Origin of the sequence: Paenimyroides viscosum (assembly GCF_003858535.1) — a bacterium.
GTDB classification, from domain to species: Bacteria; Bacteroidota; Bacteroidia; order Flavobacteriales; family Flavobacteriaceae; genus Flavobacterium; species Flavobacterium viscosum.
Map to the genome: position 1 here is coordinate 1 of NZ_RQTJ01000031.1, position 18721 is coordinate 18721.

Annotated in this window: 22 protein-coding genes, 7 tRNA genes and 1 riboswitch; of the genes, 11 read left to right on the plus strand and 18 right to left on the minus strand. The window is 33.3% G+C overall.

The window, feature by feature from the left end; translation table 11 throughout:
• Window positions 1-224: 224 nt before the first annotated feature.
• Window positions 225-298 (plus strand) — tRNA-Arg (locus EG242_RS11770).
• Window positions 299-310: 12 nt separating this feature from the next.
• Window positions 311-384: transfer RNA gene (locus EG242_RS11775), tRNA-Arg, on the plus strand.
• 271 nt (window positions 385-655) lie between these two features.
• Here the strand turns inward: EG242_RS11775 and EG242_RS11780 are convergent.
• From EG242_RS11780 to EG242_RS11805, 6 genes are all read right to left on the minus strand, one after another.
• A tRNA-Lys gene (locus EG242_RS11780) sits at window positions 656-728 on the minus strand.
• 28 nt (window positions 729-756) lie between these two features.
• Window positions 757-830 (minus strand) — tRNA-Arg (locus tag EG242_RS11785).
• Between the two features lie 25 nt (window positions 831-855).
• Window positions 856-930, minus strand: a tRNA-Pro gene (locus EG242_RS11790).
• Between the two features lie 10 nt (window positions 931-940).
• A tRNA-Ser gene (locus tag EG242_RS11795) sits at window positions 941-1024 on the minus strand.
• Between the two features lie 13 nt (window positions 1025-1037).
• Window positions 1038-1110 (minus strand) — tRNA-Lys (locus EG242_RS11800).
• A gap of 222 nt (window positions 1111-1332) precedes the next feature.
• On the minus strand, window positions 1333-2130 hold the full coding sequence (locus EG242_RS11805; RefSeq protein ID WP_124900069.1) for a DUF2797 domain-containing protein: 798 nt from the start codon (window positions 2128-2130) through the stop codon (window positions 1333-1335).
• 80 nt (window positions 2131-2210) lie between these two features.
• Between EG242_RS11805 and EG242_RS11810 the strand changes: the two genes are divergently transcribed.
• Both EG242_RS11810 and EG242_RS11815 read left to right on the plus strand, forming a co-directional pair.
• On the plus strand, window positions 2211-3725 hold the full coding sequence (locus tag EG242_RS11810; RefSeq protein ID WP_124900070.1) for a GH3 auxin-responsive promoter family protein: 1515 nt from the start codon (window positions 2211-2213) through the stop codon (window positions 3723-3725).
• A 15-nt stretch (window positions 3726-3740) separates the two neighbouring features.
• A complete protein-coding gene (locus tag EG242_RS11815) occupies window positions 3741-4184 on the plus strand; it encodes a hypothetical protein (protein ID WP_124900071.1) in 444 nt (147 codons plus the stop codon).
• Window positions 4185-4426: 242 nt separating this feature from the next.
• Here EG242_RS11815 and EG242_RS11820 read toward each other — a convergent pair whose 3' ends face one another.
• Both EG242_RS11820 and EG242_RS11825 read right to left on the minus strand, forming a co-directional pair.
• On the minus strand, window positions 4427-4648 hold the full coding sequence (locus EG242_RS11820; RefSeq protein ID WP_124900072.1) for a hypothetical protein: 222 nt from the start codon (window positions 4646-4648) through the stop codon (window positions 4427-4429).
• 117 nt (window positions 4649-4765) lie between these two features.
• Window positions 4766-6928 carry a S46 family peptidase gene (locus EG242_RS11825; protein WP_124900073.1) on the minus strand — a complete coding sequence of 721 codons (2163 nt, stop codon included), beginning with the start codon at window positions 6926-6928 and terminating at the stop codon, window positions 4766-4768.
• A gap of 94 nt (window positions 6929-7022) precedes the next feature.
• Between EG242_RS11825 and EG242_RS11830 the strand changes: the two genes are divergently transcribed.
• On the plus strand, window positions 7023-7403 hold the full coding sequence (locus tag EG242_RS11830; protein WP_124900074.1) for a ribosomal maturation YjgA family protein: 381 nt from the start codon (window positions 7023-7025) through the stop codon (window positions 7401-7403).
• Here EG242_RS11830 and EG242_RS11835 read toward each other — a convergent pair.
• The gene (locus EG242_RS11835; protein ID WP_124900075.1) at window positions 7386-7826 is read right to left on the minus strand and encodes a GNAT family N-acetyltransferase; all 441 of its coding nucleotides are present in this window, start codon (window positions 7824-7826) and stop codon (window positions 7386-7388) included. The genes EG242_RS11830 and EG242_RS11835 overlap by 18 nt on opposite strands.
• A 24-nt stretch (window positions 7827-7850) precedes the next feature.
• Between EG242_RS11835 and EG242_RS11840 the strand changes: the two genes are divergently transcribed.
• On the plus strand, window positions 7851-8072 hold the full coding sequence (locus EG242_RS11840; protein ID WP_124900076.1) for a PLDc N-terminal domain-containing protein: 222 nt from the start codon (window positions 7851-7853) through the stop codon (window positions 8070-8072).
• Here EG242_RS11840 and EG242_RS11845 read toward each other — a convergent pair.
• On the minus strand, window positions 8069-9301 hold the full coding sequence (locus EG242_RS11845; protein ID WP_124900077.1) for a 3-deoxy-D-manno-octulosonic acid transferase: 1233 nt from the start codon (window positions 9299-9301) through the stop codon (window positions 8069-8071). The two genes, EG242_RS11840 and EG242_RS11845, sit on opposite strands and share 4 nt — an antisense overlap.
• Window positions 9302-9403: 102 nt before the next feature.
• Between EG242_RS11845 and EG242_RS11850 the strand changes: the two genes are divergently transcribed.
• The 5 genes from EG242_RS11850 to EG242_RS11870 all read left to right on the plus strand — a co-directional run bounded on the left by EG242_RS11850 (window position 9404) and on the right by EG242_RS11870 (window position 12237).
• Window positions 9404-9862, plus strand: a complete 459-nt coding sequence (locus EG242_RS11850) for a DUF1569 domain-containing protein (protein WP_317124949.1) — start codon at window positions 9404-9406, stop codon at window positions 9860-9862.
• 10 nt (window positions 9863-9872) lie between these two features.
• On the plus strand, window positions 9873-10334 hold the full coding sequence (locus EG242_RS11855) for an SRPBCC family protein (protein WP_124900078.1): 462 nt from the start codon (window positions 9873-9875) through the stop codon (window positions 10332-10334).
• Window positions 10335-10398: 64 nt separating this feature from the next.
• Window positions 10399-11526 carry a DegT/DnrJ/EryC1/StrS family aminotransferase gene (locus EG242_RS11860; protein ID WP_124900079.1) on the plus strand — a complete coding sequence of 376 codons (1128 nt, stop codon included), beginning with the start codon at window positions 10399-10401 and terminating at the stop codon, window positions 11524-11526.
• Window positions 11527-11581: 55 nt separating this feature from the next.
• Window positions 11582-11911 (plus strand): YegP family protein, encoded by a 330-nt coding sequence (locus EG242_RS11865; protein ID WP_124900080.1) that lies wholly within the window; start codon window positions 11582-11584, stop codon window positions 11909-11911.
• A 125-nt stretch (window positions 11912-12036) separates the two neighbouring features.
• Window positions 12037-12237, plus strand: a complete 201-nt coding sequence (locus tag EG242_RS11870) for a dodecin family protein (RefSeq protein WP_124900081.1) — start codon at window positions 12037-12039, stop codon at window positions 12235-12237.
• A gap of 34 nt (window positions 12238-12271) precedes the next feature.
• On the opposite strand, the gene cobC is transcribed toward EG242_RS11870, so the two are convergent.
• From cobC to EG242_RS11910, 8 genes are all read right to left on the minus strand, one after another.
• Window positions 12272-12832, minus strand: a complete 561-nt coding sequence (gene cobC, locus EG242_RS11875) for an alpha-ribazole phosphatase (RefSeq protein ID WP_124900082.1) — start codon at window positions 12830-12832, stop codon at window positions 12272-12274.
• Window positions 12817-13593, minus strand: coding sequence for an adenosylcobinamide-GDP ribazoletransferase (locus EG242_RS11880; RefSeq protein ID WP_124900083.1), 777 nt, complete (start codon window positions 13591-13593; stop codon window positions 12817-12819). The genes cobC and EG242_RS11880 overlap by 16 nt, the downstream gene beginning before the upstream one ends.
• A gap of 3 nt (window positions 13594-13596) precedes the next feature.
• The gene (gene cobT, locus EG242_RS11885) at window positions 13597-14601 is read right to left on the minus strand and encodes a nicotinate-nucleotide--dimethylbenzimidazole phosphoribosyltransferase (RefSeq protein ID WP_124900084.1); all 1005 of its coding nucleotides are present in this window, start codon (window positions 14599-14601) and stop codon (window positions 13597-13599) included.
• A gap of 50 nt (window positions 14602-14651) precedes the next feature.
• A riboswitch (adenosylcobalamin (AdoCbl) riboswitch) is annotated at window positions 14652-14795 on the minus strand.
• A 302-nt stretch (window positions 14796-15097) separates the two neighbouring features.
• Entirely contained in the window at window positions 15098-16267 is a 1170-nt protein-coding gene (locus EG242_RS11890; RefSeq protein WP_124900085.1) for an IS4 family transposase, read from the minus strand.
• Window positions 16268-16390: 123 nt separating this feature from the next.
• On the minus strand, window positions 16391-16969 hold the full coding sequence (locus tag EG242_RS11895; protein WP_124900086.1) for a hypothetical protein: 579 nt from the start codon (window positions 16967-16969) through the stop codon (window positions 16391-16393).
• A 34-nt stretch (window positions 16970-17003) separates the two neighbouring features.
• The gene (locus EG242_RS11900) at window positions 17004-17387 is read right to left on the minus strand and encodes a DUF3037 domain-containing protein (protein ID WP_124900087.1); all 384 of its coding nucleotides are present in this window, start codon (window positions 17385-17387) and stop codon (window positions 17004-17006) included.
• Window positions 17377-18150 (minus strand): HipA family kinase, encoded by a 774-nt coding sequence (locus tag EG242_RS11905; protein WP_124900088.1) that lies wholly within the window; start codon window positions 18148-18150, stop codon window positions 17377-17379. The genes EG242_RS11900 and EG242_RS11905 overlap by 11 nt, the downstream gene beginning before the upstream one ends.
• A 20-nt stretch (window positions 18151-18170) precedes the next feature.
• Complete coding sequence (locus tag EG242_RS11910) at window positions 18171-18704, minus strand: hypothetical protein (RefSeq protein ID WP_124900089.1); 534 nt, start codon at window positions 18702-18704, stop codon at window positions 18171-18173.
• Between the last annotated feature and the right edge of the window lie 17 nt (window positions 18705-18721).

An 18721-nucleotide genomic window follows, 5' to 3' on the forward strand; every position in this document is an offset into this window, starting at 1 on the left:
TTTGTATTCGACAGAAATATTAACAACCTAAAAATTAATCTCGTTTAATAATGCACTATGGGTGTTAGATTTTAAAAACAAGCAAACTTAATTTTTAAGAAACACAAGGTGTTAAAAATAAATGACTTATAAAACGCATTTGTTTTTTATTCAAAAAAAGGACAAAAATGTTTTGTTTGTGTATTAAAGAACCACTATATTTGCACCGTTATAAAAATTAACACGGCGATGTGGCGCAACTGAATAGCGCACTTGATTACGGCTCAAGAGGTTGCAGGTTTGAATCCTGCCATCGTCACAAATTACAAAAGGCCTCGTGGCGCAACTGAATAGCGCACTTGATTACGGCTCAAGAGGTTACTGGTTTGAATCCAGTCGAGGTCACAAAAGCAATCCTGATGGGTTGCTTTTTTTGTTTTCTTTCTTTTGGTTGTTTCTTTCTTTTTTACTAAGTTTTGTAAATTGTATAATACTCCATGTTATTTTTAGACTAAGTGTTTAATCAACTATTGTTGAGGAAAATTTTATTTATAGATAGTTTTATTGCAATAAATAATAGGAGGATAATTACCAGTAAATTGTTTTGAAGATAAGGTAATATTAAATGCAGAAATTAAAAAACGGAACAAATCTATTTAGAATTGTTCCGTTTTTGTGACCCGACTGGGGCTCGAACCCAGGACCCCAACATTAAAAGTGTTGTGCTCTACCAACTGAGCTATCGAGTCAATATTGTGACTAATTATTTTTTACTTGTGACCCAATCAGGATTCGAACCTGAGACCTACTGCTTAGAAGGCAGTTGCTCTATCCAGCTGAGCTATTGGGCCGAACCTAAACACAAGGTTTAATTTGTCGGGGTGGCAGGATTCGAACCTGCGGCCTCCTGCTCCCAAAGCAGGCGCGATAACCGGGCTACGCTACACCCCGAAAAAAAAAGCGGAGAGACAGGGACTCGAACCCTGGCGACAGTCACCCGTCGACAGATTAGCAATCTGCTCCGTTACCACTCCGGCACCTCTCCTAATTTTTAATCGTGACCCGACTGGGGCTCGAACCCAGGACCCCAACATTAAAAGTGTTGTGCTCTACCAACTGAGCTATCGAGTCTTTATTATATTTCGTTTAACCTAAATATAATGGTTACTTTATAATGAAGTAATGCAATGCTGTTGTTACAATTACTTGATTTTTCAGTGGTGCAAAACTACAATATCTTTTTAAAATAAAAAAATGTTTTGATTTTTTTTTGAAAGTATCTCGCGGTTTTATTAAATTTTAATTTTAAATAAGAACCCTACTTATTTGGATTTTTACTTATAAATAACTCTGTTACAATATATTTATGTTTACTTTGTAACCTTCATAACTTCGAATGTTAAAAACGGTTCCGTTTTCAAAAATAAGGTATTGTCCTTTAATTCCCATTAACCTGCCACTAAAGTTGGGTGTTTTATCTAAATTTAAACTGGTACAGCTCACCGGGTACTTTTCAACCGGATAATTAAATGAAAAGATTTCATGGTTGGTTTGTTCAAAATAAGGTTGAATTTCTGCTGGTAAAAATGTAGCTGTTTGTTTTATTGCTTCGTTTAAATCAACCGGTAAAATTTGGTTTTGTAACATTTTACGCCAATTGGTTTTATCGGTATAATGGCTTTTTAAAGCTACTTCGGTAATTCCGGCTAAATATCTATTAGGAACTTCGGTTACAGCAATGGCATAAGACGCACCTTGGTCAATCCATCGGGTAGGCATTTGTGTTTTTCTTGTAACGCCTATTTTTAAATCGCTGGCAACAGCTAAATAAACGATATGTGGCTGTAATTGTACTTTTTGTTCGTAAATTAAATCTCTGTCTTCAATACCCAAATGAGCCGTGCTTAATTCTGGTCGCATAATCCAATCACCGGCAACTGCACTTTTCATAAAACAATCGTAACAAAATCCTTGTCTAAAAATTTTCTTCTCTTTTTTGCAATTTAAACATACATATCCAATGTGCTGTATTTCAATCTGTTTGTTAATTACCTGATTCATGTGAATAAAAGCTTGTTCAAAAACAAGGTAATATTGTATAGGATTTAAGTATTCGGTGTACATTTTATTTAAAACTCCTTCGTATTGCATCAGATTTTTTATATTTTTGAATGAATTGTAAAAATACAAAGTAATATAAACATTTTGAGTTTTAGCACAATTAAAAAAGCATGGCATTATCAATTATTAACTCGATTGTTTCTTGGATATTAAAAAAGAGAATTCACCAGATTGAATTGTTTATAAAATATCCGCACGATGTACAGAATGAATTACTTATGAATTTAATTCAACGTGCAAAATATACTGAAATAGGGAAAAAGTATGATTTCTCTTCCATTTTCACTTATGAACAATTTGCTGAGAGAGTCTCAGTTGCAGCTTATGAAGATGTAGAGACGCTAATTGAACGTAGCCGAAAAGGTGAAAACAACATTTATTGGCCCGAACCTATTAAATATTTTGCCAAATCTAGTGGTACAACAAATGCTAAGAGTAAATTTATTCCTGTAAGTGCAGATGCTTTAGAAAACTGTCATTACAAAGCAGGTAAAGACATGTTGTGTTTGTATTTGAACAATAACGAAGAATCGCAGCTTTTTACAGGCAAAAGTCTAAGATTAGGTGGAAGCAAACAATTATATGAAGATAACAATACCATTTTTGGCGATTTGTCTGCAATATTGATCGATAATTTACCTTTGTGGGCAGAATTAGGATCAACCCCAAGCAATAAAATTTCTTTAATGAATGAATGGAATGAAAAAATGCAGGCTATTGTTAAAGAAACGAAAAACGAAAATGTTACCAGTTTGCTAGGCGTTCCTTCTTGGTTATTGGTGTTGCTGAATAATGTTTTGCAGGATACCGATAAAAACAATTTATTAGAACTTTGGCCAAACGCCGAAGTATATTTTCACGGAGGAATTAGTTTTGAACCTTACCGCGAACAATACAAAAAAATGTTTCCTAAAGATAGCTTTCGTTTTTACGAGAATTATAATGCATCTGAAGGGTTTTTCGCCATTCAAGACAGAAACGATGCAGATGATATGCTGTTAATGTTAGATTATGGTATTTTTTATGAATTTATTCCAATGGATACTTTTGCAACATCTAACCAAAAAATAGTATCTTTAGCGGGTGTTGAAATGAATAAAAGTTACGCGGTAGTTATTACAACTAATGCGGGTTTATGGCGTTACTTAATAGGTGATACCGTTCGTTTTACCTCGCTAAACCCTTATCGTATTAAAATTACTGGTCGTACAAAACACTATATTAATGTTTTTGGCGAAGAATTAATGATTGAAAATACCGATAAAGCATTAGCAAAAACAGCAGAAGAATTTAAATTAGATGTAATTGAATACACCGTAGCACCCGTTTTTATGAAGGATAAAGAAAAAGGTGCACACGAATGGATGATTGAATTTAAAAAAAATCCAGACGATTTAACTTCATTTGTTAAAAGATTAGATGAGAACATCCAGGCAATAAATTCTGATTATGAAGCCAAACGTTATAACAATATGACTTTAAATCAATTGGTTTTAAATGTTGCCAAGCCCAATCTTTTTCATTTGTGGCTAAGTAAAAAAGATAAATTAGGCGGACAAAATAAAATTCCGCGTTTATCTAACGACCGTTCTTATCTTGAACAATTAAAAGAATTAAATAATTAATATCAAATAAATAATATGAGTGAACAACCGGTAAATATTAATTTCAGATTAATTAATATTACAACAGAAGAATTTAAAGTAAATGAAGTTGACACTGAAAACGGAACTTTAGACTTAAATTTTGATTTTCAGTTTGGAGTTAACAATGACAAGAAGTTTGTAAAAACCATTGCTAAGTTCAAATTTTTATTAGACAAAGTAGAAGTTATTGATGTTGCTGTTTCTTGTGAATTTGAATTTGAACCTGCAGGATGGGAGTTCTTCGTTAAAGGAGAGCAGTTGATTTTACCAAAAGGATTATTGCAAGAATTAGCAATGTTTACAATGCATACAACCCGTGGTGTATTACATTCTAAAACAGAAGGCAACAAATACAACCGCTTATTTATACCAATGATTGGTGGCGAATTTATTAAGCAAGATTTAGCAATACCGTTAAACCCAACAACGGTTAACTAATAAAAAAGGGATGTTTTATTTTTAAAACATCCTTTTTTTTAATTGAATTTATTTAAAGATAGATTATGAAAGGGGATTCTATAATCTTTATAAGTTTATGTTCTTGTTATTTTAAACAAAATACAATATACAAAGAATCTCTTTTGTAGATAGTTTTTTTTGACAGGCTTCATGATCAGAATTTAAACTAATAAAAAAGCCTTGCTATGCAAGGCTTAATTAGTTTTCTATCTAACTAGAAATTACTGAACTGGAGCAGCTTCTGTAGCTGGAGCTTCAGTAGTTTCAGTTGTAGTAGTAGTTTCTTCAGTAACAACTGGAGCTTCTTCAACAGCTGGAGTTTCTACTTCAGTAGTTGTAGTTTCAACTGTAGTTTCTTCAGTTGTAGTTTCTTTAGCTGTATCTTTACAAGATACGAATGCAACAGAAGCTACTAATACTAATGATAATGCTAATTTTTTCATTTTTTTAATTATAAAAGTTAATTATTAATTCTCTACAAAGATATGAATTTTTTAATACCACAATATTTTTTTGGATTTTTTTTTATAAAATATTTGGGATAGGTAAAAAGCTGTTATTTAGCGCTTTGCTTTCTTTGTTTCTTTAGGTTTTACTATTTTCATTTCATCAATCAGGTGTTTTGCACCCGCGTATTTATCAATAACGAACAAAATATAGCGTGCATCTACCATAATGTTTCTACAAATAGCCGGATCGTAATGAATATCGCTCATTGTTCCTTCCCAAACACGGTCAAAATTTAAACCAATTAAATTACCGTGTGCATCGATTGCCGGTGAACCAGAATTTCCGCCAGTTGTATGGTTTGTAGCAATAAAGTTTACGGGTAATTTTCCGTTTTTATCTGCATACGGTCCAAAATCTTTGGTGTTATACAAATCAATCAGTTTTTGTGGTACATCAAACTCATAATCACCCGGTACATATTTTTCAATTACTCCGTCTAAATAAGTAACATGATTGTAAGTAACAGCATCGCTAGGTTGGTAGCCGTTTACTTTTCCATAAGTAACACGTAAGGTTGAGTTTGCATCTGGGAAAATACGAGCATCTGGGAATAATTCTAATTGTGCTTTCATATAAGTACGCTGTAAACTTTCTAATTCCAACGCCATTTTATCATAGCTTGGTGCAACATTATCAAAATAATTTGCAGCTAAACTTTTAGCCAATACATAACCTGGGTCTTTTTGCATGTTTTTAACCACATCTGCAGCCTTGCCGTTCATTAACTTTTTTAATTTATCGTAAGAAGTTAATGCCGATTTGCTGTAAATATCATTACCTAACGCAATATAGTCTTTATCTTTAATTAATGCAGGTGTAAGGTTTGCAGGTGCTTTTGTTCCGTACAATTTCACAGTTTCGTTAAAAATTCCGTGATCAACATCTTTATTATAATCTTTATAAAGGGCTTCTAAACCTTTAATTAAATTCTCTTTACGATCGTTAAATGCTTGCTCGCCGCTTTTGTTGAAAGCATTTTCTAATTGATACAAACGGAAACCAACCGAAAGTAATTCGTTATTTCTTAAAACAATTTCCTGAAAATAATCGCGCGCCAAGGCATAAGGAGTAATGTCTTTATAGATTTTTTCGAACTGTGGTAATAAATTACCGTATTCGCTCATTTTATTTTGCTTTTTAGCTCGATCTAAAAACTCTTGCTCAAACGATTTTTTAATACCAACCGCATTTGATTTTTTAAGACCTTGACTTTCTCCAATCCATTTTTTCCAATAATTTGCGATACTTGCAAATTTTGAAGCATACTGAATTTTAATTGCTTGATCTTGACGCATAAATCCATCGGCAACTTTCAATGCTTTGTCACGAATTTCAATTTTTGCTGGATTTAAATCGTTCACAATTTGTTCCACAGCAAAAGACGGTAAATATTCTTGTGTTCTACCCGGATATCCGTAAACCATTGTAAAATCGTTCTGCTCTACGCCGTTAATCGAAACTGGTAAAAAGTGTTTAGGAGTGTAAGGTACATTGTCTTTTGAGTATTTTGCAGGACGGTTGTTTTTATCGGCATAAATTCTAAACAGAGAGAAATCACCTGTATGGCGTGGCCAAACCCAGTTATCGGTGTCTGATCCAAATTTTCCGATTGATGATGGCGGTGCACCAACCAAACGAATGTCTTCAAAAGATTCGGTTACAAACAACATATATTGATTGCCTTCAAAAAAGGTACGAATCATAACACTTTGCCAATCTTCGCGCTTGTATGATTTTTGTAAATCATTGATGTTTTTTTGAACAGCTGTTTTTTTCTCAGCCTCGTTTGTTATTGCATCAACACCATTAAGAATTTCTTTGGTTACATCATGAATACTTACAATAAAAGTAACTTCTAAGTCCGGATTTGGTAATTCTTCTTCTAAAGACATTGCCCAAAAACCGTCTTGTAAATAATCGTGTTCTACCGTTGAATGCGATTGAATTTCACCGTAACCACAGTGGTGGTTTGTAAGCAATAAGCCTTTTGATGAGATCACTTCTGCGGTACAGCCGCCGTTAAATTGCGGAACCGCATCTTTTAAGCTAGAGGTGTTAACATCATAAATATCGGCAACCGACATTTTCATTCCAAGGCTTTTCATTTCCTTTTCGTTCATTCCTTTTAATAAAGAAGGAACCCACATGCCGCCTTGTTGGGCAAAAATTGGAAATGAAACAAATAGTACTAAGGCTCTTAGTAGTTTTTTCATTTTTTTGAATTGTTAAAATAGTGAAAAATTGAATCGCCAATATACGAATTATATACCTTATTTTCTTATGTTTGATGCAACCAAACGGGTATTTATGAAGTTTTTAAGATTCCACAAAGGCTTTTTTGCCGTAATGTTAGTGCTTTTTGTAATTGAAGTACTTATTGCGTTATATGTACGTGACCAACTTATACGTCCGTTTTTAGGCAATGTAATTGTCGTTTGGTTCGTGTATTATTTTATAAGATCGTTTAAAATAATAAAGCCAATTTACATTGCTATTTTTACCTTGCTTTTTTCTTTTGCAGTTGAAATGGGACAGTATTTTAAATTGATTGAAATTTTAGGTTTGCAAGAATATAAATGGGCACGGATTGTTATAGGGACATCGTTTTCGTGGTGGGATATGCTTTGTTATTTCGTAGGATTTTTACTTTTGTTTGTATTTGATAAGCATTTAAGGAAAAATCATTAAATTACGTTTGTGTTTTTTAAATTGTTCTTTTTCGTATAACTGAATGGCGCGTTGATTGTGCGGTTCAACCTCAAGAACAATTTTTTTATAATTGTTTTCTTGTGCGAATTGCTTGATAAATTCCATTGCTTTTTTGCCGATTCCTTTTCCTTGGAAATTACTGTCGATATACAACTCGTCTAACAACAGCACATTTCCACTCATTTCAAAACTAAAGAATTGAACCAAAATTGTATAACCACAAATTTCGTTATTGTATTTAATTATAAAACATTTACCGGCTTCGGGTTTATTTACAAATTCAAAAAATAGATTTGTTGTGATTTCTTTATTGATAGGATAGCCATCAATTGCATAAAAATCAACCATTAGGTTTACAACAGCTGGAATGGTTTCGGTTTTTAAGAGTTCAAATTTTATCATATCTTTGAAAATAAACTTAAAATTATGGAAAAACTAGTAAACGATTTTAGTTTTGTACTTTTCTTCTGGCAAATTATTCCGATTGCAATGGTTATTCCGTTTGTTTGGGCATGTGTGCTTTTAATTAAAAATCAAAGGGAAACTTCAATATCAAAAGCGGTATGGGTTGCTGCATTTTTCTTTGTACCCATTGTTTCATCGCTTTTTTATATTATCAATTTTTATGTAAACCGTAGAAAATATTAAATATTTCTTTCAATAAAATCCATAATAACTTTAGTAGCATTTTTATTTTTTAAAACAAATTCCAGATTTTTTATACCTAACTCATTTCGGTAATCAGCATCGGTAATTAATCGGTTAAAAGTGATGGATAATTCTTCTGTATTATGCACAACCAAACAACTTCCTAATGCGACCAAATCTTTTGCTTCTTGAAATTTTGAATACTTCGGACCAATAACCACAGGTGTGCCGTAAGTTGCAGGTTCTAAAATATTGTGCAATCCGGTTTTAAAAGCACCGCCAACATAACCAATGTCAGCATAGGCGTAAATCTGCGTTAAAATACCAATAGTGTCAATAATAAAAACATCGGCATTTTTCAATTCTTCTGTTTTGTAATTAGTGAATCGAACCGTTTTCTTATCAATTTTTGAGATCAATCGGGTAATTTCTTCTTCCTTAATATTATGTGGCGCAATAATAAGTTTTACGTTTTCACTGTTATTTAAGTATGGCAGATAAATAGCTTCATCATCGACCCACGAACTGCCAATAACAATTGTTGTGGTGTTGTTTTTAAAATCAGCAATAAAATCTAGAGGTTGGGCGCGTTCAACAATTTGTGCAACACGGTCAAAACGAGTATCGCCATTTACAGTTGAGTTATTAAAGTCTATTGACTTAAGTAGTTGAGCAGATGCATCGTTCTGAACAAAAAAGTGATCGAAACTTTGCAATGCTTTTCTGTAAAAACCGCCGTACCACTTAAAGAACAATTGATTTTTTCGGAAAATTCCTGAAATTAAGTAAGTAGGTATGTTTCTGTTTTTAAGTTCGTACAGATAATTCGGCCAAAATTCATACTTTATAAAGAATACCATTTTAGGCTGAACAATATCTAAAAATCGCTTAACATTTTGCTTTGTATCTAACGGAAGGTAAATTGTAATATCGGCAATTTTATTGTTCTTTCTGATTTCGAATCCCGACGGAGAAAAAAATGTCAGTAATAATTTGTATTCGGGATATTGTGCTTTGATTTCTTCCATCACCGGCAAACCTTGTTCGTATTCGCCTAACGATGCCACATGAAACCAAATGTACTCTTGATTTTTATCAATCTGATTTTCTAAAACAGCAAACGATTGCTTTCTGCCATCGACAAACAATTTCATTTTCGGACTGAAAAATCGGGAAACAGGCAGCAAAAGTGCCGCTAAATTTATGCCTAACTGATAAAGAAAACCCATGAAAATTTATTATTGCTGTAAAAATACAAATAACCTTATAAATTGTCTTATGAAAAGAATTTAAAGATGGTAATTTATTACATTTGATATAAAAATAAAACAATGATTAAGAACATTTTTACTGTTGATGTTACGAATGAAGTAATTAACAGAATCAACAATTTACAGCCTACAACCCAGCGCCAATGGGGAACAATGGATGTTGCCCAAATGCTTGCGCATAGTAATGTACCGTATGCGTACACGTTTGAAACTGAAAAATTTAAAAAGCCGAATTTCTTCATGAAACTGATTTTTAAAAATTTCGTGAAGAAGATTGTTACAAGTCCAAAACCTTACAAACAAAACGAGCGAACTGCACCCGCATTCGTAATTGCCAATGAGCGTGATTTTGAGCTTGAAAAAAGCATCTTGATAGCAAACATTAATAAAGCACAACAATTAGGATCGACACATTTTGAAGGAAAAGAAAATTTTTCGTTCGGAAAAATGACTTCCGAAGAATGGAATACCATGTATTACAAACATTTAGATCATCACTTACGTAAGTTTAACGTTTAAAAATAGTATTATGGAAAAATTACAGTTTACAATTGATATTCCAGCACCTGCACAACAAGTTTATGAAGCAATGCTTGGTTTGAACGATAAAAGCACTTACGAAAGTTGGGCTTCGGTTTTTAATCCAACATCAACTTATGAGGGAAGCTGGAACAAAGGCGACAAGATTTATTTTATTGGTACCGATGAAAAAGGGGAGAAGTCAGGAATGATTTCTCAGGTAGAAGAAAATAATCCGGCAGTTTTTGTATCTGTTCGTCATTATGGTTTTGTTCACGGCGATACCGAAGTAACAACAGGTGAGCTAGTTGAAAAATGGGCGGGAGGTCATGAAAATTATACGTTTATAGAGAATAAAGGCAGTACAAAAGTTACGGTTGATATTGATGTAATCGACGAATATTTAGATTTTTTTAAAAACATATATCCCAAAGCGTTAGAAGCTTTAAAAAATGTTGTTTTAAACGGCTAAGTATTTTCATTTATTAAAATAAATTCAAGTGGTTTTTTTACCTTTGCGTATCAAATTTTCAACAATGAAAAAACTACAAATGGTTGACTTAAAAAGTCAATACGAACATATAAAAGAAGAAATCAACGCTGGTATTCAGGAAGTGTTGGATACAACAACCTATATTAACGGACCAAAAGTCCATGAATTTCAAAAAAGTTTAGAGCAGTATTTGGGTGTTAAACACGTAATTCCTTGTGCCAACGGAACCGATGCCTTGCAAATTGCCATGATGGGCTTGGGTTTAAAACCGGGAGATGAGGTAATTACTGCCGATTTTACCTTTGCAGCAACTGTTGAAGTAGTTGCGTTGTTAGGATTAACTCCGGTTTTGGTTGATGTGGAAGAAGATACCATGAATATTTCTATCAATGCCATTAAAAAAGCCATTACAGCAAAAACCAAAGCCATTGTTCCGGTACATTTATTTGGTCGTGCAGCCAATATGGATGCGATTATGGATTTGGCTAAAGAACATAATTTATTCGTTATTGAAGATAATGCACAGGCAATAGGAGCGAATTATACATCAGCAAATGGTACTAAAACAAAAGTTGGTACTATTGGTCATGTGGGAGCGACTTCGTTTTTTCCTTCTAAAAATTTAGGATGTTACGGCGATGGTGGAGCTATTTTTACGAACGATGATGCATTGGCACATACTTTAAGAGGTATTGTAAACCACGGAATGTACGAGCGTTATCATCATGATGTGGTGGGAGTAAATTCACGTTTAGATAGTATTCAGGCAGTGGTTTTAAATGCTAAATTACCAAAATTAGATACTTACGGACAAGCGCGTAGAAAAGCTGCAAAGGCTTATAACGATGCTTTTTCTGTGAATGAAAATATTATTACGCCTGCATTTGATTTTGAAGGAGACGATCACGTGTTTCATCAATATGTAATGCGAATTACCAATGGCAAACGTGATGCGTTATTGGCGCATTTGCAAGAAAAAGGAATACCGTGCGCTATTTATTACCCAATTCCGTTACACGTTCAAAAAGCGTATGCCGATGTACGTTACAACGATGCCGATTTTCCAATAACCAATAAATTATGTGCCGAAGTAATTGCCTTGCCTATGCACACCGAATTAGAAAAAGATCAGATTGATTTTATTACAACCACTATTTTAAATTTTGTTTAAGAATTTTTGCAGGTTGTATTATTTTTCTTAAATTGGAAAAAAATTTATTGTATTTATGGGAAAATTTGAAGTATCTAAAAGAAAAAACGAAGAGTTTCAATTTAATTTAAAAGCAACTAACGGGCAAATTATTTTATCAAGCGAAGGATATACCACCAAAGCTGCGTGCATGAACGGTATTGAATCGGTTAAGAAAAATAGCCAAGACGAAAGTAAATTTGATGTTTTAGAATCTAAAAACGGCAAACACTATTTTAATCTAAAAGCTACCAACGGACAAATCATCGGCTCAAGTCAGATGTATGAGTCATTGGCAGGCTGTCAAAACGGAGTGCAATCTGTAATGAACAATGCGCCTGAGGCAGAAATAGTAGAAGAATTATAGAAACGAATTCTTAATACTTAAAACTCTGATAAGATTATTTATCAGAGTTTTTTTTATTTAATAAGCATTTTTTTGATTATTTGTATTGATTTTATTATATTTAAGAAATTTAAAATTAATTGTTCATGGGAATTGTAAAAGTAATTGAAGTAATTGCACATTCAGAAGTAAGTTTTGACGATGCAGTAAAACAAGCGGTTGCGGAAGCATCTAAATCAGTAAGAAATATTGATTCTGTTTATGTGAAAGATATGAAATGTCACGTAAACGATGGGAAAATTACCACTTACGGCGTTATTTGTAAAGTGTCTTTCCGAGTAGAATAAAACAGAAAAATCCTCCATTTGGAGGATTTTTTGCTTATTTCTTTTGAATGATATAATCTTCATCGCTACTTTTAGCTAAATGGAAATGAAAAACCTCTCCAAATCCGACAGGAATTTTAAACGCATTGCGTAACGGAATTTCTAATAAATACGCCCAAGTGCAACGAATGATTCCTCCGTGGGTTACAATCAAAACTTTTTTGTAATCTTTAGCTCTTAATTCCTCTAAAAACGAAGTACATCGATGGTATAATCCTTCAAAATTTTCTCCGTTTGGTGTAGAAACCGACACAAAATCATCGTACCAAGGTTGAATTTCATCTGTAGGAATGTCGTTCCAAGTTTTCATTTCCCAATCACCAAAGTGCATTTCTTTTAATCGATCATCAAAAATAATTTCCGAAGAAAAGGGCTCTGCTAATGTTTTACATCTTGATAACGGACTGCTGAACACTTGATCAAAATCATTTGGTAAGTGATTTTTTAAAACAGCTAATTCCTCCTGAAAAGAATCAGCCAAAGCAACATCGGTTTGTCCGTAGCAAATTCCTTTTTCAACTGCTACTTTTGTGTGTCGAATTATATAAACTTCCATAAAATAATAAATCCTAAATAAACCAACACTTCGGTAACTTGCTGAACGGTTCCTAAACAATCGCCTGTGTATCCGCCAATGTGTTTGTTGAAATACCAACCCAAATACGCTTTTCCTAAATAGGCAAATGGCAATATCAATAACATCCACGCGTTTTGAAACCAAAGAAAAGGCAATAAAGTAAATACTAATCCTACAAACAATGTTTTCTTAGGAAGTGCTTTATTTGCAATAGGTTTCGATTTGCTTTGATCGATATCCGTTACGTATTGATGGGTATGAATCATTAAACCTGATAAATAACGACTGCTACTATGTGCGATTAATAAAACGACTAAAAAATCAAGGATTGAAGTTTCAGCCAAATGTTTCATGCTTAGATACTTTAGTAAGAACAACAATATAATTCCTACTACTCCGTAAGCACCAATCCGACTATCCTTCATAATCGTTAGGATTTTTTCTTTTCCGTATCCTCCGCCAAAACTATCGCAAACATCGGTAAATCCATCTTCGTGAAATGCACCGGTAAGTAAAACGCTACTGATCATCATCAATACCAAACAAATATCCATTGGCAAAACGAAATGTAGAAGGTAAAATACCAAAGCGTTGATTCCGCCAACTACCCAACCTACCAAAGGGTAATACTTTTGCGATTGGTTCATGATTTCCGATGAATAATCTAACCGAAACGGAATAGGAATGCGTGTGAAAAACATTAATGCCGTTAAAAAATAGGTGATTTCTTTTTTGATCATGGCTTATTTGTTAGAAACACCAGCCGATTCAAAGCTCGCCATTTCATTTAAAAAGTTTACAGCACTTTGTATAATCGGGTAGGCAATAGCGCAACCTGTTCCTTCGCCAACGCGTAAGTTCAAGTCCAACAAAGCTTTTTGATTCATAGATTCTAAAAAGGCACGATGTCCGCTTTCATCCGAAACATGACAGAAAATGGCGCGATCAATAATTGTTGGTTCGATTGCCTTTGCAACAGCAAATGCAGCAGTAGCAATAAATCCGTCTACCATAATCAACATATTGTTTTTGTGCGCTTGTAACATAGCTCCACACATTTGTGCTACTTCAAAACCACCAAAGGTTTGCATAATTTCCAAAGGATCGGTAATGGTTCCATGAAAATCCATCACTTGTTTTAAAATGTTGGTTTTGTGTTGCAATTGTTCGTTGTTCATACCGGTACCGCGACCAATACATTCTTCAATCGGTTTTTGAAGAAGCGACGCCATAATTAATGAGGCCGATGAGGTATTGCCAATGCCCATTTCGCCAAAACCGATGATGTTGGAACCTTTTTCAAAAGCTAGATTGACCATTTTGGCACTTTCGGCAAAACAAAAATCCAATTGCTCTTTGGTCATGGCTTTTTCGCGTAAGGCACTTTTGGTTCCGTAACCTGCTTTGGCTTTGATTAATTCTGGATGATCTTCGAAATCGAAATTAACTCCAGCATCTACAATTTTAATAGCGATGTTGTTTTGTTTGCAAAATACGTTGATTGCTGCACCACCTTGTAAGAAATTCAGTACCATTTGAAAGGTAACTTCTGGCGGATACGCACTTACACCGTCTTGAGCCAAACCGTGATCGGCAGCAAATACAATTTGGGTAGGATATTTTAATTGTGGAGTTAATGTGTTTTGAATTTTAGCAATTTTAAACGCCAGTTGTTCTAAATACCCCAAAGCACCTAAAGGTTTGGTTTTAAGATCGATTTTTTGTTGGATTTGTTCTTCGAATGTCATGATTTTAAATAAAAAATCGCAACAGAAGTAGGAGTGAGGTGTAAAAATACAAATCAAACCATAGCTTCAATCGCGAAAGCATTTGTGATTAATTTTTATACAATGACCTGACTTTGATTTTGAATCATTACAGTTGCGCGACAGTTCAAGAATTGCACTTGATTCCTTGTATAGGGGCAAAGATAGGGTTTTATTTTAGATTTGAGATATTAGAATTGAGATGTGAGAATTTTCTTTTTTGTAAAGCCGAGCTTGATTAACTGCGTTGAATCTCAGATTTCATAATCTTATAAAATTTTAATGTGCGACCCTGAAACGAGTTCAGGGTGACAAAGATTATGTTTAAGTTGGTGTGGTATGGATGCTGAACTTGATTAACTGCGTTGAATCTTCGATTTCAGCATCTCATTAATTTTGTACCAATCCTGTCCTAAATAAAATTACGACATGTAAAAACCGACCATTTCATTGAGTTTACACCTTGAAATGGTCATTTTTAAAATAGAACCCCCTGTATATTTTCGGGAGGAGGTTCTATGTATTCTTCAAATGGTTTGTCTAGCCATTTTTGCAAGTCAATCTTAACAAAGAGATTCAATCGTATAAAAGCTACTAAATTGGATAAATACCAATCAAATTTTGATTGAGCTTTTAATGCTTTTAGGATAAGTATGGTAATTAAAGTTGTCCAGATTTGAATCATTACCGCATTTTCTGATGTTCCTATAAATGATTTTATGTGAAGCAACTGCTTGATGTCTCTGAAAAATATTTCTACTTGCCATCTGCTTTTGTATAACTCTGCTATAGTGTTAGAAGACCAGTGAAACTGATTTGTGAGAAGTTCTATAACTTGATGGTTTTCCTCATCCCACACTGCTACACGCCTTAATTTCTTCGGGTATTTATTTTTTGAAGGTTCATTTTTCAATTCAATCAACTCATCTTTGAGAATGTGTTGATGACGGTTATCGGGTAACTCATTGTCTTTTAATGTGGCAAATTGCAAATTCTCTTTGTGTCTGATTACAAAAAACACCTGGTTGCTGTCCCAAACGTTTAAAAGAGAAAAGTCATTGTAAAATCGGTCAGCAACAATTACGCTTCCTTTCAAAAGAGGAATATCATAAGCGCCTTTATTATCGGCCGTTTTACCGTTGGTAATGTTGATGTAAGCAGGCAAATTACCATCAAAATCAAGCAATGTGTGCATTTTAACAGCTCCTTTGGCTCTCTTGTATTTTGCCCAATCAAACAAGTTTAAACATAAACTGATTGTAGTTGAATCCAATAAAAAAATCTTTGATTTTATTCTGAATTTCACTTGCTTAAATCTAGGATGCTGTCCTAAACTTTGGAGCAATTCAAAATAATATTCTTTAAAGAGTTCGTGTGAACGATTTTTATTTTGATAACTAATAGAAGACTTTGACGGTGCTTTGTTAATACCAAGATGGTTTAAGTTACCCGTAGCCGAACGAAGTCCGTTACTTTTATCCCGAACAGACTGACTCTTGGCAAATTGACAGAAAAGCATCGAAACTAAATGATTCCAACTACTGAATCCTTTGTTGTGTTTGTCTGTTTCTTTTTTCGATACAATTTTATTGAATTTTGAGCGATCCAGTTTTGAAATTATTTGAGAAAACAGCGTTATATTTGCCATAAGAGGGTAAGTTTTTGTTGTGCAACTCAAAGATAATTTGAGATACAAAATTTAACCCTCTTTTTTTGAAATTTCTTTTAAACGTTTAGGACGCTATTGATTTTGTACTAATGATTACTTGCTTTAATAACAAACGATAGTTTCACTGTAGGTAGTAATGATTTCCCATTTACCATCTGTTTTTTTTATAAAAAAATATTTTACGGAACCATCATCGCTATAAGACATATGAGCTACATTTCTTTGTTTATTAAAAATTGGATAGCTTATTGAAACATTTGGAAAGTATTTTTTTATGGTTTCATTTAAACTATCCAATTCATTTCTATTTTTAATAACAGTCAAATCATAATCTATTAATTGGGCATTATTGATTTTTCCTTCCTTATAATAACTGATTTTAGAAAGTTCTATTTGACTATTAATTGACAAAGTGTCTGAGTCGCCAAAATATTCTTTTACTCTATTATAAAAATCTTTTCGTTGCTCTTCTAAAATAAAATCTAAACTAAATGCTGTATTCAACATATATTCTGGTTTGTCTTCGGTAATTTCTGGCATTTGTAAAACGGCATTAATCACTTCATAAACCAACAGATCATCAATATATACCTTTTCAATTTTTTGTATAGGATTGTTTTCTTCCTTTTTATTACAAGAAAGAAGTGTAATAAATAGAACTGAATAGATTATATATTTCATTTTCAAATGATCTAATTTTCAACTTGACTAATTATCATCTCACCAACTCCTCATACAACTTTTCAAATGTAGCGTTTAAATCGGTTGAAAAACCAGGATGCGGTCTTGATGATTGAATACTTGAACTTTTCACAGCGGTAATCCAACGGAATTTCTCATCAGCTTCCATTTGTGCAATCGGACCGCTATTTTTACTGCCGGAAACAATTTTAGCAAACGATTCTAAATTTTCTTTCAATTGATCCAAGTCGAATTCTTTACAAAAAGCTCGGATTTTTTCTTCGGGAATTTGGTATTCAAAACGGATAAAACGTTTGCGTTTGCTGAATAAAATCAACCCGACATTGATGAATTCTTCGCGTTCTACTTTTGGAACCACTCGAATAACTGCGTATTCGTAAACTACTTTATCTTGCATCTTGAGCGGCTTTTAGAAAAACATCGGCATGTGCCAATCGGTTCGACAAAAATTTGAAATACACGTCGCGAATCTCCTCATTCGATGGACCTTCTTCCCAATTTAAAAATGCATCAGGAATAATATTTACCATTTCACGCAACACGTCATCGTTTAGTTTTGAAGTAAATTCTCGATGCACTTCGTCTAATTTCGTGGCTTTTTCAATCAACGCATGATCTTTAATCAAAGGGAACGGAGTAACAGATGTTTTTTCCCAGTTTTCCCAATTGTGATGAAAGTAAAACGACGCACCATGATCAATTAACCACAATTCTTTATGCCAAATTAATAGATTAGTATTGCGGAATGTACGATCTACATTGGTAATAAAACTGTCTAACCACACAATTTTTGATGCTAGCAGTTCATCACAATCGTTTGTAGCAACATCATAAGTTACGGCACCTGAAAGGTAATGTAATCCTAAATTCAATCCTTTACTGAATTTCAACAAATCTTGAATTTCCTCATCTCCTTCGGTTTGCCCAAAAGCTTCATCTAATTCAATAAAAACCAGTTCGGGTACGGGTAATCCTAAATATTGTGCGATTATTCCGCCCAATAATTCTGAAATCAACGCTTTAACACCGTGACCTGCACCGCGAAATTTTATCACATATTTAAAATCGTCGCACGCTTCTGCCAAAGCGGGTAATGAACCACCTTCTCGTAAAGGGGTAATATATCGGGTAACTGTTACAGTTCGTAATTTTGGGATCATAGTTTTTTCTATTCAACTTCTTAAGAAAAGTGCTCTATATACTTTTTATTATTGGTTGATTTTGTATGTTTTTTTATTAATTTCATAATTTCATATATCTTAAGCTCATTATGAGGGTCTAAAATTAAGAAATCTTCTGTAGCAAATTTAGTAGAATCTTTAGCAAAGCTTATTCTAAATCTTTTTCCTTCATCATACAAATAATTAGATCTATCTTTTAAATATTCTGTATTTAATTTTTGAATGTCAGATATAAAGTTCTTGCCAAGTATTACTTTTATTTCTTTAAATTCTGTTTCATTTAATTTGATATATTCAAAGTCGACAGATGGTTTTAGGATTTCAAAAGCACAAGCACAATCTTCAGGAATAATAGTCATTTGAGTTAAATCACTAAATGAGAGTGATTTGCTTTTAAAATCGATTGTAATTGATGATGGAATATGGTGTTGTCCTGAAAAAATATCAATCTTCACAAAATCTAATTCTGGTTTATCTTCTTTAGGTTCACAACCAATGAGTAAAATCAGAAATATTAAACTTAAAAACTTCATAATTATTTTTCTTTAAA

Excerpts from the sequence above, each read along its gene's own strand:
- EG242_RS11805 (WP_124900069.1), bottom strand. The coding sequence starts at position 2,130 with ATGCAATACGAAGGAGTTTTAAATAAAATGTACACCGAATACTTAAAT.
- EG242_RS11810 (WP_124900070.1), top strand. The coding sequence starts at position 2,211 with ATGGCATTATCAATTATTAACTCGATTGTTTCTTGGATATTAAAAAAG.
- EG242_RS11815 (WP_124900071.1), top strand. The coding sequence starts at position 3,741 with ATGAGTGAACAACCGGTAAATATTAATTTCAGATTAATTAATATTACA.
- EG242_RS11820 (WP_124900072.1), bottom strand. The coding sequence starts at position 4,648 with ATGAAAAAATTAGCATTATCATTAGTATTAGTAGCTTCTGTTGCATTC.
- EG242_RS11825 (WP_124900073.1), bottom strand. The coding sequence starts at position 6,928 with ATGAAAAAACTACTAAGAGCCTTAGTACTATTTGTTTCATTTCCAATT.
- EG242_RS11830 (WP_124900074.1), top strand. The coding sequence starts at position 7,023 with ATGAAGTTTTTAAGATTCCACAAAGGCTTTTTTGCCGTAATGTTAGTG.
- EG242_RS11835 (WP_124900075.1), bottom strand. The coding sequence starts at position 7,826 with ATGATAAAATTTGAACTCTTAAAAACCGAAACCATTCCAGCTGTTGTA.
- EG242_RS11840 (WP_124900076.1), top strand. The coding sequence starts at position 7,851 with ATGGAAAAACTAGTAAACGATTTTAGTTTTGTACTTTTCTTCTGGCAA.
- EG242_RS11845 (WP_124900077.1), bottom strand. The coding sequence starts at position 9,301 with ATGGGTTTTCTTTATCAGTTAGGCATAAATTTAGCGGCACTTTTGCTG.
- EG242_RS11850 (WP_317124949.1), top strand. The coding sequence starts at position 9,404 with ATGATTAAGAACATTTTTACTGTTGATGTTACGAATGAAGTAATTAAC.
- EG242_RS11855 (WP_124900078.1), top strand. The coding sequence starts at position 9,873 with ATGGAAAAATTACAGTTTACAATTGATATTCCAGCACCTGCACAACAA.
- EG242_RS11860 (WP_124900079.1), top strand. The coding sequence starts at position 10,399 with ATGAAAAAACTACAAATGGTTGACTTAAAAAGTCAATACGAACATATA.
- EG242_RS11865 (WP_124900080.1), top strand. The coding sequence starts at position 11,582 with ATGGGAAAATTTGAAGTATCTAAAAGAAAAAACGAAGAGTTTCAATTT.
- EG242_RS11870 (WP_124900081.1), top strand. The coding sequence starts at position 12,037 with ATGGGAATTGTAAAAGTAATTGAAGTAATTGCACATTCAGAAGTAAGT.
- cobC (WP_124900082.1), bottom strand. The coding sequence starts at position 12,832 with ATGGAAGTTTATATAATTCGACACACAAAAGTAGCAGTTGAAAAAGGA.
- EG242_RS11880 (WP_124900083.1), bottom strand. The coding sequence starts at position 13,593 with ATGATCAAAAAAGAAATCACCTATTTTTTAACGGCATTAATGTTTTTC.
- cobT (WP_124900084.1), bottom strand. The coding sequence starts at position 14,601 with ATGACATTCGAAGAACAAATCCAACAAAAAATCGATCTTAAAACCAAA.
- EG242_RS11890 (WP_124900085.1), bottom strand. The coding sequence starts at position 16,267 with ATGGCAAATATAACGCTGTTTTCTCAAATAATTTCAAAACTGGATCGC.
- EG242_RS11895 (WP_124900086.1), bottom strand. The coding sequence starts at position 16,969 with ATGAAATATATAATCTATTCAGTTCTATTTATTACACTTCTTTCTTGT.
- EG242_RS11900 (WP_124900087.1), bottom strand. The coding sequence starts at position 17,387 with ATGCAAGATAAAGTAGTTTACGAATACGCAGTTATTCGAGTGGTTCCA.
- EG242_RS11905 (WP_124900088.1), bottom strand. The coding sequence starts at position 18,150 with ATGATCCCAAAATTACGAACTGTAACAGTTACCCGATATATTACCCCT.
- EG242_RS11910 (WP_124900089.1), bottom strand. The coding sequence starts at position 18,704 with ATGAAGTTTTTAAGTTTAATATTTCTGATTTTACTCATTGGTTGTGAA.